The organism is Lacrimispora indolis DSM 755, assembly GCF_000526995.1.
Taxonomy (GTDB): domain Bacteria; phylum Bacillota; class Clostridia; order Lachnospirales; family Lachnospiraceae; genus Lacrimispora; species Lacrimispora indolis.
The window spans coordinates 5,481,916-5,498,655 of sequence record NZ_AZUI01000001.1; the positions used below are offsets into that span (position 1 = coordinate 5,481,916).

General features: G+C 39.7%; 16 protein-coding genes and 2 pseudogenes. 3 read left to right on the forward strand and 15 right to left on the reverse strand.

Going from position 1 to position 16,740, the window contains the following annotated elements; genetic code table 11:
• Positions 1–76 precede the first annotated feature (76 nt).
• The 14 genes and pseudogenes from K401_RS0126670 to K401_RS0126735 form a co-directional block, all read right to left on the reverse strand.
• Positions 77–1,534: an FTR1 family iron permease gene (locus tag K401_RS0126670; protein WP_024295812.1), complete on the reverse strand. Its 1,458-nt coding sequence runs from the start codon at positions 1,532–1,534 to the stop codon at positions 77–79.
• Entirely contained in the window at positions 1,534–2,220 is a 687-nt protein-coding gene (locus tag K401_RS0126675; RefSeq protein WP_024295813.1) for an ABC transporter ATP-binding protein, read from the reverse strand. The genes K401_RS0126670 and K401_RS0126675 overlap by 1 nt, the downstream gene beginning before the upstream one ends.
• On the reverse strand, positions 2,217–3,425 hold the full coding sequence (locus tag K401_RS0126680; RefSeq protein ID WP_024295814.1) for an ABC transporter permease: 1,209 nt from the start codon (positions 3,423–3,425) through the stop codon (positions 2,217–2,219). The genes K401_RS0126675 and K401_RS0126680 overlap by 4 nt, the downstream gene beginning before the upstream one ends.
• A 1-nt stretch (position 3,426) precedes the next feature.
• Positions 3,427–3,840 carry a DUF4418 family protein gene (locus tag K401_RS0126685; protein WP_024295815.1) on the reverse strand — a complete coding sequence of 138 codons (414 nt, stop codon included), beginning with the start codon at positions 3,838–3,840 and terminating at the stop codon, positions 3,427–3,429.
• The gene (locus tag K401_RS33310) at positions 3,815–4,048 is read right to left on the reverse strand and encodes a hypothetical protein (RefSeq protein ID WP_024295816.1); all 234 of its coding nucleotides are present in this window, start codon (positions 4,046–4,048) and stop codon (positions 3,815–3,817) included. Before K401_RS33310 ends, K401_RS0126685 begins: the two co-directional genes overlap by 26 nt.
• A 98-nt stretch (positions 4,049–4,146) precedes the next feature.
• Positions 4,147–4,593: a helix-turn-helix domain-containing protein gene (locus tag K401_RS34285; RefSeq protein ID WP_024295817.1), complete on the reverse strand. Its 447-nt coding sequence runs from the start codon at positions 4,591–4,593 to the stop codon at positions 4,147–4,149.
• 828 nt (positions 4,594–5,421) lie between these two features.
• Positions 5,422–5,577: a cysteine-rich KTR domain-containing protein gene (locus tag K401_RS34290; protein ID WP_367401698.1), complete on the reverse strand. Its 156-nt coding sequence runs from the start codon at positions 5,575–5,577 to the stop codon at positions 5,422–5,424.
• Positions 5,578–5,784 (reverse strand): helix-turn-helix domain-containing protein, encoded by a 207-nt coding sequence (locus tag K401_RS0126700; RefSeq protein WP_024295818.1) that lies wholly within the window; start codon positions 5,782–5,784, stop codon positions 5,578–5,580.
• 10 nt (positions 5,785–5,794) lie between these two features.
• Complete coding sequence (locus tag K401_RS0126705; RefSeq protein ID WP_024295819.1) at positions 5,795–6,274, reverse strand: DUF2975 domain-containing protein; 480 nt, start codon at positions 6,272–6,274, stop codon at positions 5,795–5,797.
• Between the two features lie 395 nt (positions 6,275–6,669).
• Positions 6,670–7,967 (reverse strand): annotated as a pseudogene (locus K401_RS31535) (IS30 family transposase).
• A 1,005-nt stretch (positions 7,968–8,972) separates the two neighbouring features.
• Positions 8,973–9,788, reverse strand: a complete 816-nt coding sequence (locus K401_RS0126715) for a carbon-nitrogen hydrolase family protein (RefSeq protein ID WP_242842334.1) — start codon at positions 9,786–9,788, stop codon at positions 8,973–8,975.
• Positions 9,789–9,914: 126 nt separating this feature from the next.
• On the reverse strand, positions 9,915–10,730 hold the full coding sequence (locus K401_RS0126720) for a M55 family metallopeptidase (protein WP_024295821.1): 816 nt from the start codon (positions 10,728–10,730) through the stop codon (positions 9,915–9,917).
• Positions 10,731–11,518: 788 nt separating this feature from the next.
• Positions 11,519–11,929 carry a VOC family protein gene (locus tag K401_RS0126730; RefSeq protein WP_024295822.1) on the reverse strand — a complete coding sequence of 137 codons (411 nt, stop codon included), beginning with the start codon at positions 11,927–11,929 and terminating at the stop codon, positions 11,519–11,521.
• 368 nt (positions 11,930–12,297) lie between these two features.
• Positions 12,298–13,185: a hypothetical protein gene (locus K401_RS0126735; RefSeq protein WP_024295823.1), complete on the reverse strand. Its 888-nt coding sequence runs from the start codon at positions 13,183–13,185 to the stop codon at positions 12,298–12,300.
• Between the two features lie 420 nt (positions 13,186–13,605).
• Between K401_RS0126735 and tnpA the strand changes: the two genes are divergently transcribed.
• The 3 genes and pseudogenes from tnpA to tnpC all read left to right on the forward strand — a co-directional run bounded on the left by tnpA (position 13,606) and on the right by tnpC (position 15,946).
• Complete coding sequence (tnpA, locus tag K401_RS0126740) at positions 13,606–13,965, forward strand: IS66 family insertion sequence element accessory protein TnpA (RefSeq protein WP_024292369.1); 360 nt, start codon at positions 13,606–13,608, stop codon at positions 13,963–13,965.
• A complete protein-coding gene (gene tnpB / locus K401_RS0126745; RefSeq protein WP_024292370.1) occupies positions 13,959–14,315 on the forward strand; it encodes an IS66 family insertion sequence element accessory protein TnpB in 357 nt (118 codons plus the stop codon). The genes tnpA and tnpB overlap by 7 nt, the downstream gene beginning before the upstream one ends.
• Positions 14,316–14,405: 90 nt before the next feature.
• Positions 14,406–15,946 (forward strand): annotated as a pseudogene (gene tnpC, locus K401_RS31545) (IS66 family transposase).
• Between the two features lie 144 nt (positions 15,947–16,090).
• Here the strand turns inward: tnpC and K401_RS0126755 are convergent.
• Complete coding sequence (locus K401_RS0126755) at positions 16,091–16,708, reverse strand: hypothetical protein (protein ID WP_024295824.1); 618 nt, start codon at positions 16,706–16,708, stop codon at positions 16,091–16,093.
• Between the last annotated feature and the right edge of the window lie 32 nt (positions 16,709–16,740).

Sequence of the window (16,740 nt, forward strand, 5' to 3'; positions counted from 1 at the left end):
TTTATTTTAACTCCGGACAGTTAAGTTAAATACTGCTGTCTCAGGAATTAGCGTGATTAAAACTTCCGCTGCAGGATCATTCTCTCTGAATATGCAGCTCGTCGAGTATTTCCATTACCTCTTTTTTCAGGGCCTCATGCTTTGCTTTCTTTTCTTCGGCTTCAAGTACCAGGCGCTCCTGCGCACGATTCTTTTCCGCTTCGATATGGATGGCGCGATTCTTTCTGGTCTGTATGATAAACAGTGTCACCGCAATAGCCAGAAGAATCAGCTGCGGAAGCAGGGTCTGAACTGTCGGGTAGATGCCCAGAACATCCAGAACATCATTGGTCGGAATCCATGCCAGCCATTCAGGAGACATCATGGTGATGACATCGCCCTCAATCAGTTCCTTAATGCCTGCGCCCAAAAATGATATGGACATAAGTGACATCAGCACGCCGGTAGCAGTAAAGAATGGCTTGATCGGAATCTGAATGCTGAGAAAATGAATCGCAAGATAAACGAACACCAGGCATATACAGCCGATTATGAAACCTGCCCATACGCTTCCGGTATTACTGTTTGCCAGCATCGGCTGGTAGAACAGCACCACCTCTGCCCCCTCTCTGAAAACAGCTAAAAATGCAGTAAATGTCAGTGCAAAGCTGCTTCCTCTCGCAGTGGACTTCTCAGTTTTGGTCTTAACATATGAAGTCCATGCATCTGTCTCAGATTTAGACAGCATCCAGTTGCTTACATAGAAAAGCACGCACACAGCTGTCAGAGCTGTAACTCCTTCTATAACCTCCTGTGAAGCACTGTTGGCTAGTTTCAGCTGGTTTAAAAGCCATGCAAGCACGAAGCTCCCCACTATACCTACGGCCGATCCTATATAGACCGGAGTCACCAGCTTCCTGCGGCGCTTTCTGTCATCACCCGCAGACTTTACCAGATATGCTATGATGGCGCCTACGATGAGGATAGCTTCAAAGCCTTCCCTTAGTATGATCGAAAAACACGCGGTAAATGTTGCTACAGCTGCAGATGTTCCGCCCGAAGACGATGATGATGAGCCAGAAGAATCATCGCCGGATGCTGTTCCATCTAAAACATTGGCATCCTCACGAAGCATTGATGCAAGCAGATCTACCTCTTCATTGAAATCATCGATACTGCCCCCTTTTTTGGCTATGGCTTTACAGGCCGAAAATTGCAGCTCCATCTCTGTCTTTCGGGAGCCGGATATATACCCCATAGCTATCCGTTCAAAACCGGTCGTTTCATAATACCCATAATAGCCATGATTGATACAATCATAGGCCGCCTTGGCATCTCCTGCTGCATAGTACTCCTTGCCTGTCTCAAATACAGCCTCCATGGCATCTACCACATCATTCCAGGTCGAAGCAGGCTGCCCCGACTCCTGGTATTCAGCCCAGGTAGCATAGTAAGACTCCTCTGCATGCACAGTCTGTGTCATATAAGTAAGCAGGCAGCACACCATGATGAGCATGGCAATCAGCCTGTTTATCCTGACTTCTTTTCTTTGCATCAAATCCACCTTTCTTTCTTAATTATTCCGGCATCCATGCGATAGATAGAATCGGCATAACCAAATGTATCCTTGTCATGGGTTGCTACAAAAACTATCTTCCCCTGGTCCGCCATATTTCTCAAAAGCTTTAGAACGATCTCTGTATTTTCATCGTCTAAATCAGCTGTCGGTTCATCAGCCAGGATTACATCCGGGTTTCGTATAAGCGCCCTGGCAATTGCCATGCGCCTCATCTCTCCTCCTGACAGATCTGACGGTCTTACATCTCTTAAATTACCTATGCCGGTCTCTTCAAGAAGCGCCATAGCCCGCTCTTCTTCGCCGGTATCGGCTGCACGGAACAGCGTGCACGGCAAAAGTACATTATCCAATACTGAAAGTGACTGTAATGCAGCTTGTCCCTGGGGAATAACTCCAAAATGCTCATTACGGTATTGAGACAGCCTGCTGTCATCCATACTGTACAGCTCGTCATCATCCAGTTTTACGCAGCCATTGCTGGGTTTTAAAAGACCTGACAATATATTAAGAAGCGTACTTTTACCGCTGCCTGAACGTCCGAATAAAGCGATGAGCTGTCCGGAATTAAGTGACAGCGACATATCCTGTACAGCATAGAAAAAATTGCTTCCGCCGTTTTTTCGCATGAACCTTTTATTTATTTTTTCCGCCTGCAAAATCATCCGTTATCACCTCTCATTACCAGCGCCGTATCCATTCTGCTGATTCTGTATGCACTAAATGAGGCCGACGCTGAACTCGCTGCAACGGAAACGCCAATCGCACAGAGAGCCATCATCCAGAGCCTCCCGGTCCCCGGAATCAGAAACGGCAGATTCAAAGATGTTTCAATCAGGCTGCTGAATAAAGAGACCATAAGAACCGCAAAGGCAGCTCCGGCGGTGCTTCCTGACACGCTGACCAGTATCGTCTCTCCCATTAAAATGGTAATCAGCTTTTTCCTTGAGGCACCCGCAAGGCGAAGTACTGCAAATTCTTTTTTTCTCTCATTTGACAGCACAAAAAATGCGATTGCCATAATCGTCAGCACCAACAGCCACACCACCACTACCAGTGCTCCAGCAATATCCGAAATGCCCGAAAGCTTACCCGCCACATCAGAGACCATATTCTGTGTTTGAACCGCCTCTACGCCTCTTACATGGATATTGATATCATTGAGAACCTCTTCAGCAGAGTAACCGTCAGCCACATTGATCAGCACAGAAGATACGATCTGTTCCGGATCAACGCTGCCAAAATCGAATATCTTCTTTTCCTTTGCTGCTGAAATCAGGGTTTTTATGGTATCTTCGTTGGCATATACAGCCGAATCCAGATAAGTTCCGGTTTTATCAAGCTTTGCCGCCACACTTACATCTGAGCCGTAAAACGTCAGTTCATCCCCCATAAATGCATTGAGGCCGCTGCCCACCAGCACCTCCATATAGCCAAGTTTTTTGTTATATGTACGCTGTGCCCACGGAAGAATCGTAAAATCTGTTGCCGGATCAAATCCTATGATCTGCACTTTGTAAGAGCAGCAGCTGGATGTGGACGAGGCCAGAAAGAACTGTTCTGACATCTGCCCGATACCGCTCACCTTAGACAGTCTGTCTACATACGATTTATCCATGTAGAAATATCCCGGATTACCCTGAAGAATTAATCCTGTTAGAGCGGACTTCGTGACCGCCTCGTAAGGAACCACCATGATATCAGCTCCCAAGCGCGTTTCCAAAGAGTTCAATCCGTTTTTCAGACCTGATATCATCAATGATCCTGCCAGCACGGAAAAGCTTAAAAGTGCCGACAACGCTGTCATCGCCGCTGTTCTTACAGGTCTGTGCAGACAGTTGCGAACCGGAAGACTTTTAAAAATTGACATGTCACCTCTTCCTCCTAAGGTTCACCGGCAGCGATACAGCAGTTATTATCAAAATCGCACAGCAGACCGCCAGAACAGCTGGACGCATGACCGCATGACATCTCATGGTATCTGACATACACATAGATATCAGCACATCAGGAAACAGCATAGCAAGGATAGTGACCGGTATCCCGGCCGTGATAAATGCCGCTTTGATCTTTCGGTCCTTTGCTATCATGCAAAGAATGTACAAGATGATCAGGACTGCGCCCGTACCCGTCACCGCGCGCTGCGCCCAGTGGCACAGCATGTAGCTGCCATCCTCCTTAACGCTGCAGGCATGAAACAAAAATTGTGTGCCAAAGGTCAAAAAAATACTCAGTGCCAGTAAAAGGACTGATAAAAGATTACTCGCTGTATGGTCGGATTTCATATTCTGACACATGCCGCCTTTCTATCTGTTTTTTCTTATCTGGTGGAAGCCTCATTGATTCAGGCTTCCAATCAGTTGCCATTTTGTTTCTGTCCGCTCGATCGGCAGACTGCTGTCTGCTGCTCCAGAGATATTCCTTCTGTTTTCTGGCATTCTCAGAGCGCACACCGGGGTGGTTGTGTGGACTAATATTTTTATAGCCATGCATACCTGCTCCTCCTGTATAATTACTGGGTGATGTGTTCATTGTTCTGCATATCCGTCCTGCGAAGCCGCTTATGATCCGCACATACATGCTTAGACCGCTTACTTTTCCTTCAAAGCTTTTAAATATGATTTTCTGTATTCACAAGGTGTTGTTCCGACAACCTTTTTGAATACATAACAAAATTGTGACAGGTTGCAGAATCCGACCTGGATGGCTATATAAGAAACGCCGAGCTTAGAATGTATCAGCAGCCTCCTGGCATGTTCACAGCGTATTTCATTGTAATATTGCAGCAGCGTCATTCCGGTTTCCTTCTTAAATACTCTGCACAAGTAGCTTTTATTTACGAACAATCTGTTCGAAATATAACTCAGATCAAATTTCCGAGGGAATGTTTCATGCATGATCTCCTGCGCTCTGAAGGTAAGCTCTGATTTAGATTCATTCCACCGTGCATTCTCAGGGCTGCACCGATTGCAGATTTCGTATTCACCATCACAGCGTTTATCAGGCCAGGATAATACTTTTAGCTGTTCACTACACATAATTCATCCTCTTTCTTTGTTTTCTCCCGTCATGCCCTTGAACGCGTCAGTTAGTGTAAACTAACTAAAAAGTATTATATACCCTAATCATATACTTTGATATCCTGATATTGACTTTTTAGTGTTAATTTGTGTTCTTAAACAGATACAAAACTGTAAGCGAGCTCTGTATATTATTTAAAATCATGAATTCTTATTCAAGGCAGAGCCGTTTAACAAGATAGCCCAATTTATATACATTAATTTCAGTTACTTCCAATTGTTTAAGAATGGGATACTCTCCAGCAAGTTCTCTGACAAAGCAATCATGCACGGCAATACTTCCAATACCGATGGCCTGGAGATTTTTATATACGCACTCATGATCATATTTTTATAGTAACTCATTTCCATTTCTAATCTTTTGTGCTGTTCTTCAAATTTCGTGCTGATACGGCAGTTGGCAGTAGGCCGGAACCCGTTTCAATGGTAATTTTATAACCTTTTTATATATTTTCCTTTCCTTGATACACAAACAGCGTGAAGGTTGTTCAAACCTTCACGCTGTTTGTGTATCAAGTATTTATTTTACTAATTTGCTTCCCGTTGCAACAGAACGCAACATTCTGTATTCCCTGTTGCTGTAATTCTGATGTCCATTGATCCTAATACTCCCTTGGCGTAAGAGCATATTTCCAGAAATTCTGGCGCTTAATATTTGTAAATGACATAAACTGCATCACATCATCCATACTCACCATTTCTGCCGGGTCAAAATGAGCTCCTTGATTCCCAACTAACCTCATTTCTTATGCCCATTCAACCAAAGAAGACTGTAGAATAGCTTTATCAGAAGGCCTCTGTAATCTTTGAGAAAGCTTTTAATTCCGTGTCATTTCTTATCCGTATTCGCGTCTTATTCTTACAAACAGAACAAAGAAGCCATTTCTCTTTTTCCACAGGCTTTACCTCTCTACTGTGGAAAGACAAACCGCATCTTTGCACTCAGCTATTCTTATATTCCAAAATATCACCAGGCTGACATTCTAACACTCTGCAAATAGCTTCTAAAGTTGAAAACCGGATCGCTTTTGCTTTGCCATTTTTTAATATTGAAAGGTTAGCCATTGTTATCCCAACACCCTCCGAAAGTTCTGTAACACTCATTTTTCTTTTAGCCAGCATGACATCAACATTCACTACAATTGCCATATTCGTCACCTCATATCGTCAAATCATTTTCCGATTTGACATCGACAGCGTCCTGTAAAAGTCGTTTCAATACAGAAGTAAAAACGGCAATTAAAAATGCGCTACCCGATATTAGCAAGCCCAGTAACACAAACCCCGGTGTATCATCGTCTAATTGCACCAGTGTATAAAAGAAAGGCAATCCTCCCACTGTAACAATAATAAAAACAACAATAGCGCAGCGTGTAATAATATCCAAAGACTTTACAGACAATTCCGAAAACGCACAGCCTGTGTCAATATATTTCAACAATTTCATTGCTTGATGCAGCGCGATATAATAGGGTGTGGCCGCTGCGTATGTCCCAATAAACCCGATATATTCCATGTGATATGGATCAGGCCTGTTTTCAAAAAAAGCAATCCATGCAATAACACCACATATGGCAAGCATGACAACTCCAGCGAAAACAACAGCACAACGAAGGATGATAGTCGAACAGCGTTTCATGAAAGCACCTCTCTCTTTATGATTTACTTGATTATAAACAAATATTTATCGTTTGTCAATAAATATTTTCTGCAAATAGAAACATTTTTTTTATGCACCCTGTCCATCAACTCAAATGCAAGATGAGATGCCACTTTGTAACTCGAAAAGCCATCTTTGTAAATGACAATTGAATATTTGTAACCGAAAAGCCACTTTTGTACTCGAAATGCATGTTTTGTAAACCAGAAGCCACCTTTGTGACTGAAATGCAGTTTGATTTTTTGCTTTTATTGTTGTATGATAATAAAAATGCGTATGCCTAAGGGAGGTCAATTCCCTCTCGATTTTTTTGTAATCGGAGAATCCACCCCTAATTCCTTAGACAGATTAGACGTTGGCGGCATGCAAATTTATTATTTTTTGAGTAGAACAGGTTTTAGCATGATGTCTCCGGGGGCAACCGGATTACATCCAAGTTTTAGTAAAACCTCTTCTCCATGATAAAAGCTGAAGGTTTCGTAGGGACTACGATTGTTCAGCTTTTTCTTTTATAAGAATTAATGTGATTCATCATCAAGCTGATATCATCCTGTGTAAGATTGTTAAAGCTTTTTCCTTTGGGAAGGACTCTGCGTATCAGTTCATGATTTACTTCGATCGCCCCCTTTTGGTATGGACTCCCAGCATCACAATAAAATACTCTGGTCCTTAAGCCGGCGAAACGGTCTGGCCCATACTCAATTGCTTTCGGATTTGAGAATTCACTTCCATTGTCAGTCAGAATTACTGGAAACAGCTTTTTAAACAGCTTATGCTCCAGTGTCTGATGCAGGTTATCAAAAATAACGGTTACTGATTTTGAAGTATTCGCATCACGTAAAAAAGCAAGCATGAAGCTGCACTCCACAAAGTGGAGGGTAAGAAGGCATTTGCCTCCTTTTTCCCCGATGACAGAGTCCATTTGCACAAGGTTCGTGTCAGGGGATTTCTCAAGGAACTCACAGAAATTCTTATAATTGCGGTCGATCCGGCAGCCTTTATCAACTTTGAATTCCGGCTTTTTGTATCGCTCCCGGAACTTTACTTTTCTTGGCAGATCAATGTTTCTGATGTCAAACAAACATGCATCAATGTAGTTATAGATGGTCTTTTCACTGCACATCAATTCATCCTGGTGATTGATATAGATCTGGTTGACCGATTGCCCCTGTTCCACGAGAGGAGTAATGATATGGTTGAGCCTGCTGATTTCCTCTTCTGAAACACAAAGACCGCTCCTTGAGGCAGAAATCTTCTCATGTGCGTGGATGTGAGCATGCTCTGCATCATAAACAGTTTTCAGAAGAGTGCACTTACCAATGGTTTGGCAACCATTGCAGACATAGGGTGCCCGAAATCTTGCCATACAGATTTCTTCAAGGAAGTCTGTGCAATTCGCATTACAGGACTGGCACAGCTTACAGTAGCTATCTGATTTACGAGTACATTCTTTTCCACAGATTTTTTTCTTCCGGCAATCGAATCTGCTTTTACAGGCATTGAAAGGAAACCCGGGATAACCAGTGGCAATGTGCGAGCTGTATTTACGCACTTCTCTGGAGATGGTAGTTGGATTTTTATCCATGCGGCGTGCGATCTCCATAAATGACAAAGAATCTTTAAGATATTTTTGCAGGCTGAGCCTGTCTTCGTAAGTAAAAAATTTAGACATCCAATATCCTCCGTTCTGCCGCCAACTCTTTTAGGATATAGGAATCAAGCAATCTAAGGAAACGGAAAAGACTGGTAATCTCAACATTCAATGAAAGAACATCAATCATTTTTGTAAGCCAGAATGCAACCTTCTGGTATCTATATCTAATTTATAAATTTTATCTCAATTTGGAATCGGAAGGGTTGCATTTCGATTTACAATTGAGCTGATTTTTTGCTTTTATTGTTGTATGATAACAAAAATGCGTATGCCTAAGGGAGGTCAATTCCCTCTCGATTTTTGTCAATAAATATTTTCTGTAATTAGATTTTTTTATACACCCTGTTCATTATCTTACACTTCTACACAAAAATCTACTCTTGGAGCATATCACACTTGTCTATTTTATATTAGCAGCATTTAGTTTATGTCTTAAGACAAAAGAGATAAAAACGCTTATCCTATCTGATTTACTCATAATTCACCTTAACGTACATATACAATCGATATGTCCGGCTCGCACAATTGCCATCCAATCAATTAATCCACTACACCTGGATTTTCTCAGACCACTTTCGCAATCGAAAAAAATGCCTGCGAATTCCCACTCTGAATTATTAAAATTAAATTTTTATAGTAACTCATTTGCATTTCTAAACTTTTGTGCTGTTCTTCAAATTTCGTGCTGATACATCAGTAGGACGCAACCCGTTTCTTTTGATTTACACTATTCTCCAAATCACTTACTGACAATTTTATAACCTTCTTTATTTATTTTTCTTTCCTTCATATACAAACAGCGTAAAGGCTTGAACAACCTTTACGCTGTTTGTATATCAGATATTCATTTTTCTAATTCTCCTCCCGTTGCAACAGAATACAACATTCTGTATTTGTTGAGGCAGCAATTCGGATTCTCGTAAGACATAGTTTGACCTTGGCGAACCACTTACTTTTCCACCTAAAAGAGGCTGTAGGTCTCTTTTTGAATGGCTCTGTCACATCGTGCGCCTACAGCATAGTCTATATTTCCTCAACTTTGTATAGGTCCGTTCTTCTGGCACTCAAAAGAGGCAATTGACTTCGTATACTTTTGTTCATTTCCAAATCAATATCAATTACAATGATTATCGGCTTTTCATCAGCACGGTAAATAACGTCTCCCCATGGTGATGCCACAATCGAATTTCCATATGAAATGTAAGGACCATTTTCATCCCTGGCAGGGGCCACACCAATAGTATATAATTGGTTATCAACTGCTCTCTGGCGGAATAAAAGTTCCCAATGAGCAGGACCCGTTGTCATATTAAAAGCAGCAGGAACAACGATCATCTGCACACCATTCAATGTCATAATACTGCTAAGCTCAGGGAATCGCATATCAAAACAGAGACAAAGACCTATTTTAATACCGAAAACTTCAAACATAGTAATGCTGTCTCCTGGAGAAAAAACATCAGATTCTTTAAAGCTCTGTCCGCCTTTTACGTCAATGTCAAAAAGATGAATTTTTCTGTGTCTTGCCACTTCGTTTCCATTAGGGGCAAATACAAACGAAGTATTGAATATCTGGTTTCCATCTCTTTCAGGCATACTTCCGCCAATAAGAAATACACCGTTATTTTTTGCCGCATCAGACAGCGTTTTCCACGTCTGTTCTCCTGCTTGTTCGGCATAGACTGGAAAGTCCTTATTGGCATAAGGGCACATAAACATTTCAGGAAGTATAATCAACTCTGCGCCTTGTTTGGTACACTCGTAAATGCTCTGTACAGCATATGAAAGGTTCTTTTCTTTTTCACTTGCAACTGGCATTTGTATCAATCCGATTTTCATATTGGACTCCATCATATTTTTTTCTTAATCTATTTTCCGAATTTTGAATATCCTCCAGTATTTGATTCATAAAATCAATATTTACTAAAAAACAGCTGTTTGCACCTTTCAACATCAATAAATATATTAATTGCTATTTGCGATTTTTATCATAGCTGTTAATGCTCTATAGATATCAATAATTGTTTTTCCACTATATAATACAATATTGGGGCTAACAAGCTCTGTTCCAGGCATTATTGATGCTGATTCGGCTTGACCGCTGTTAAGGAAAGTAACTCTCATTTCAAGTGGCCCTTGTATTTTTATAGGGTTAATATTTCTTGCATTCAATAAAGCCACTTTACTTTTTTCCATTATTTTTTCAGATGCTACAGATGGTGTTAAACATTTTGCTGCATATCTTCCATATGATGTTTTGACTACAACTGTTTCAATTGCAGAATTTATGTCTTTTACTTCCTGCTCCAGAATGTTGTCACCTGATACTAAAACAACTGGAACATTAAAATGACCTGCAACACATGCATTCATATAAAACTCTCCAGCATCTTTACCATTTATATTTATATTTGAAATCACACCTCCATGAAAAGAGTGACTCAAAACCCCACTTACATTCATCCTGGAATGATAGCCTATAAATATTGCTGCATCAAACGATGAATCTAATCCTTCCATCATTGCACCCTTATGCGATGGACCAGTAATTAATTGAGCTTTACTGTTTAAAGATTCTATAAGTATATTAGTTCCGACACCATGAAGATCATTTACAACAATTTCTGTTGCACCAATCTCAATTGCTCCTTCGATAGCGGCATTGACCTCTTGAGTCATAAGTTCTCTTGATCTCTGATAATCCCGCTCCCCAGGTAATACCTGATTAATAGCCGTAATTCCGCTTATGCCTTCAATATCTGATGAAATATATATCTTCACAATATCACACCTTTCATATTAATCTTTAATTAAGTATTAAAAAGGAAAAATTCCATACCCCCTTTGAATAAGTACTGCCAAACAAATGCAATTTAATAGTATCTTAGAAAAAAGTATTAAACTCACTCAACAACGTCTTTTCTAAAAAATACTTGCAAGGTTATACATAATCGCTAAACTGTGTTATCTTCCCTTTTGACCACAATATGTTATCATTACCATTGTTTCATCATTCCTATAGACGGACGTTTTATATTACATGACAGAAGTAAACTGATGGATTCTTAGATGGGGTAAGATTTTCCCCCACCTGTTGCCGTTTCCCCTGCAATATCTTTTAATTAATGGCAAAGCCAATTGCCCGACCTTACAAATTGGAAGTTGTTTATCAAACAAACTCAATTACTTCAATCTCATTTCTATCAATATCATTCAGACGAGTTTCATAAGTACCCCAGTCATATCTAATTGCATCGGACAATACGACACTTTTCTCTCTCATGTGTTCAATTGTAGAATCGAGGTTTGGGGCATGAAAAACAAAAGATTGATGTCCAGTTGGTTCTAGATTACACCTTTTTCAATCCTATATACAAATCATAGGTATATTTTCGAAAAAGCCAAAATAAACACTATTTGTATTATCATCATCTGTTTTGATAATCGGTATTTCTAATATTTGTGTATAATATTCAATAAGCTCTTCTGTTTTTTCGGAGAAAATATGTGTACAGTAATATCCTGTTATCATTATCTCACCTCTCTCAAATTTCGATATAACTGGGAATTTATGTTTCATTCGTACTACCGATTTCAAGTAGATTTCCCTCAGGGTCGGTAATATAAAAGTTGCGAATGCCAAAAGGATAGGTGATAGGTTCGCCTGTAGGAAATTGTAGACCCAGCTTTGATAACCGCTCATATTCCATATCCACATCAGCAAAGCTGGGTAACCAAAGGGCAATTTCAAACGTCTGATTGATTCCTTTTGGTGGAATATAGCTTTCCCCGATTGCCTTCACGAACTCTTTCCTACTATACATAAATAGGGATAACAAACCGCTTTTAGTTTCAAACTCTGCGAAATCCCCACCAGTCCACTCCGTATAAAAGCCTAAAATATCTCTGTAGAACCGAACCATACTGTCTATATCGTCAACTAATAGACCCGCACCTATCCTTACATCTTTTCCGTTCAAAATCATCAGCTCCTTTATATTTAGAAATTTAATTTGCAAATTCCAATTTATCTCTAAGCCACAAGACAAAAGTGCTTATTCTACAAAATTCAAACCTTGTACCAAAACGTTTATTTCCCTTACCCCACCACGGTAATCGGAAACATATTTCACCTTGCTCAATCACAAAAGCACACCTACATATCCTGCCCAAATCCCTGAAACCCTTTGATTTACTAGGCTTTCCGCTTCAGCAACACCACTGTCTACACATTCCTGTAGACGAAACTTTTATACTACATGGCATATCAGATTATGTAAATTTGGAGCGAGGTAAAATATTACCCCATCTCTTACAGGTTATTCGCAGTTGACTATTTTTAATATTTTTAAGGAATTGGATATATTATATTCCAGTTAATATCTGGTTTGAAATAATCATCTGAAAGTATTTCATCATTCTCTGATAACCATGCACCAAAAAAATCTTCTGTCATTCCTTCGGTTAGTGTAAAAATTATTGATGCGGGAAATTTTCGTTTCCGTTTTATATAATCAATACGATATAAATCTTCAGAATCTATAATTGAAGAATATGTATACGCCTCTACTAAATCACAAAGCTCGGCTTTTTGCCATGTGTTTAAGGCAACTTGACGTTGTTCTTCTGTTTTTAAATAATGCTTTTCTATATAGTTCTGAATTCTAAATCCCGTCAATTCAGCTAACTCTGCTACAATTCCACAACATCCTACAACATTCTCAAAAACAATTTTTCTTTGATAACCATTAGCAGGAAACGCATAAGAAAAAAGTTCTCTATCATTCCGTAATTCCTCAATTTTTGTGTAAATTTCAAACGAAAGATTTAAATTTAATTTAGCAATAATATCTTTAGTTATTGTAGAAAGTTTAGAATGCGAAATTCGGGATAATTTTTCAATACTACTCCAAGGTTGATGTGGATCCACAAAAACTAATGATCTGGATATATTAAATAAAGCGTAATAAAGGAGATACGGTACTGCAATAAAAGCATTATGCTCAATACAATAAGATGCCGTATTTAACATCAATGTTGAAGCCATTACCATTTTTGCTGACTTATATGTTCTTATTATCCATTCTACATTGAGATGGCTGTCCCACCCATTATTACAAAGCTTTGAGAAATTTGAATCTACCCAACGTGTATACTTTTTAACCTCTTCATGACTAATATTTTTCCGTTCTAAATAATTAAAATCAAAATAAAAGTGCTCTGGCTCATATCTCATTTTCTAATCCTTTTATTGGCATTATTAAGCCATTAAAAGTAAGCCCCCTTTCTTTTACCAAAACGTTTATTCTCCTTACCCCACCACGGTAACCCAAAATATATTTCACCCCAATTAACCACAAAAGCACACCTAAATATCTCGCCTAAACTCCCTAAACCCTTTGATTACTGGCTTTTCTTCTCCAGCAATACTATGGTTTCGACATTCCCTGTTTCTGTAATTCGGATGACCATTGCACCTAGTATCCCCTTGGCGTCAGGCTGTTTTTAGCAATTTTACCACCTTGTCCGTAAGCGCTTAATAAAACAGTGCTTATTATATAATGATTAAGATCCATGTCATAATTAATTCCATATAATTAGAGCTTTTTGAGTTATAGTTTTTCAAGTTTTTCAAGCTCTAGGAATGGAGGCATTTATGGATCAAGTTACTCAAACAAAAGTTTTATTCCGCAGAGAACAATGGAAAAAGATCATTGCGGAATGCCAGGCCAGTGGCCTTCCCGTTAAGACCTGGTGTGACCAGAATGGTTTCAAAGAACAGTCCTATTATTATTACCTTAAGAAGATTCGTGAACAGGAAATCGAAAAGATTCCTGTAGCACTGCCTGATCCAATGGAGAAACCGGTTTTATTTAAAAAGTTGGAGGTGCAAACACCTATTCATACACAAGCTGCTGTAATCATACATCTTCCGGCTGCATCACTTGAAATACACAATGGTGCCACGCAGCAGATCATTGAGACTGTGCTCCTTGCACTGAACTGCTTATGTTAGGAGATATTACTATTGCAAAGGACATTTACATTGCCTGCGGTTATACCGATATGCGTAAGTCGATTGACGGACTTGCCGCTGTCGTACAGGAGCAGTTTCACTTAAATCCTTTTACCCCATCACTTTACCTATTCTGTGGAAAACGCCGTGACAGGATCAAATGCCTGCTGTGGGAAGGAGATGGATTCTGCCTTTTATACAAGCGCCTGGAGAATGGAAGCTTCCGCTGGCCGCGCTCGGAGGAAGACGTAAAGCCTATCACATGGCAACAGTTCCGCTGGCTGATGGAAGGTCTTGAACTGGAACAGAAAACGGTTATTCTGCCAGCTAAACCGGCTTCGTTCTGTTAGCTTCCAGTGCCAGAAAAGCCTGTATTCACTGGCTTTTTAGCTACTTTTGTGGTATAATTATTGTATCAAAAATATAGGGTTGAAACTATAATGGACAATAAAGAGGCTTATATCATGCACCTCGAAAACACAATACAAGACCTACAGAATCAGATAAGCAACTTAAATGAAATAGTCCTGTTTCTCCGTAAAGAGAAGTTTGGTTCTTCCAGTGAAAAAACTCCAAAGGAAGAAATCGATGGTCAGCTTTCTTTATTCAACGAAGCTGAAATGGAAGCAGATGCTTCTCTTCCTGAGCCTATAGTAAAGGACGTCAAAGGTTATAAACGTAAAAATACAAAAACCAAACGCGAAGAACTGATCAAAGATCTTCCTATAAGAGAAGTTCCGTGTACACTACCAGAAGATGAGCAGTTCTGTGATCAGTGTGGTACACCATTAAAAGTACTTGGTACACAGGTTCTGCGTGAAGAGCTGGAATACATTCCGGCAAAACTTCGGATCGTCAGGTACATACAGACTGTTTATGAATGTTCGAAATGTAAGCGCTCTGAGCATCCATATATTGTGAAGGCAGAAACTCCAACATCACTTATGAATCATTCCCTTGCATCTGCGAGTTCCGTGGCAAATGTCATGTACCAAAAGTATGTCAATAGCATCCCTCTTTACCGACAGGAAAAGGATTGGGAACAGCTGGGGATTGCTCTAAGCAGAGCAACTATGGCTAACTGGATTATTCGATGCTCGGATGACTATTTTAAACCAATCATCGACCACCTTCAGCAAAAGCTGTTGGAACGCGATATTCTCCATTGCGATGAAACGCCTGTCCAAGTCCTTAAGGAGGAGGGTAAGAAACCACAGACGAAATCTTACATGTGGTTATACTGTACCGGTAATGATGGAAAAGAACCAATTGTTCTTTACGATTACCAGCCTTCCCGAAACGGGGACAATGCAGTAAACTTCCTGAAGAACTTCAAAGGGTATGTCCATTCAGATGGATACTCCGGATACAACAAACTTTCCGGAATAACCCGTTGCGGCTGTTGGGCTCACCTACGAAGAAAATTTGTAGAAGCCATCTCTACAAAGAAAGCCGAGGGGGCTTCATTGACTCAGGCTGAAATCGGAAGGGATTACTGCAATCAGCTTTTTAAAATCGAAGAAGGATTAAAAGATCTTACCACAGAAGAACGATTAAGCAAGCGTCTTGAACTAGAAAAACCAGTTCTTGAGGCCTTTTGGTGTTGGCTTGATAACCTTAATTATCTCAAGGGATCTGCCCTTGGAAAGGCAGTTGTCTATGCAAAGAACCAGAAACCTTACATGGAGAATTATCTTCTTGATGGGAGATGTTCCATTTCAAACAATGCAGCTGAAAATGCCATTCGTCCATTTACCGTGGGGCGAAAAAACTGGCTGTTCGCAGACACTCCAAAAGGAGCGAATGCGTCTGCTGCTGTATACAGTACGTCGAGACCGCAAAAGCAAATGGTCTTAATGTATATACCTACTTAGAGTATTTATTACTTTACATGCCTGACACTGATTGGCGAAACCATCCAGAATTACTTGATGATCTGATGCCGTGGTCAGCGGATGTACAAAGTGAATGTAAGAGGTAAGGCTCAGGGTTGGTTATTATAACTGATCCTGTTTTTAATTTTAAAGGCACTCTTTTATTAAGCGCTTACCCTTGTCCTTGACAAGCATCATTATTTCTGAGTTTCAGTATTTTTCCTTTCTGTTAAATGTTTGAATATCCATAACTATTTATTATAATTTTTTACACAAAAATACTTTTCCTGTGTAAAGATTTTAGACAGAACAGGTGGTATATTGTCTAATACCGTTTGTTTTGTTATTTGAAACGCTTTGTTCATACCTAGCATATTGCTAATTTCGCTATTTGATCTCTTATCACTTAGTATCCTGAATAATTGTTGAAAGAATGCTGGCACAGATACAATCGCTCCATCACGAAGCATATTATCCAAATAAAATCGCATCATATTTTCAAAAGATACTATACCATCTTTATATTCAATCATAAGAAGCTCGCTTTCTCCCGAATATTTCCAGGTGCTATACTGCTCAAGCTCGTTAATAAAATTAATAAACACCCTATCACTAAATGACCAATCAATACCATCTATTTTAGTAACTACCCTTCCATCAGGATAACTCCCATACCAATAAGCCCCATATCCCGGTAAATAAAAATTTTTACTTTTTCCACTAAGGTGATGGTAATGATTTAGACTTTTCAAGATATCTTCACCTACCTCTAACTCAGGTCTTGTAATAAGAATTCCAATTGTATCTTCTTTAATTTGATTATTATTTATATCTCTTAACATTTCCTGGTATGTAATTGCTTCTAACATATTGTCACCCTATCTCCATATTAAATATAGTA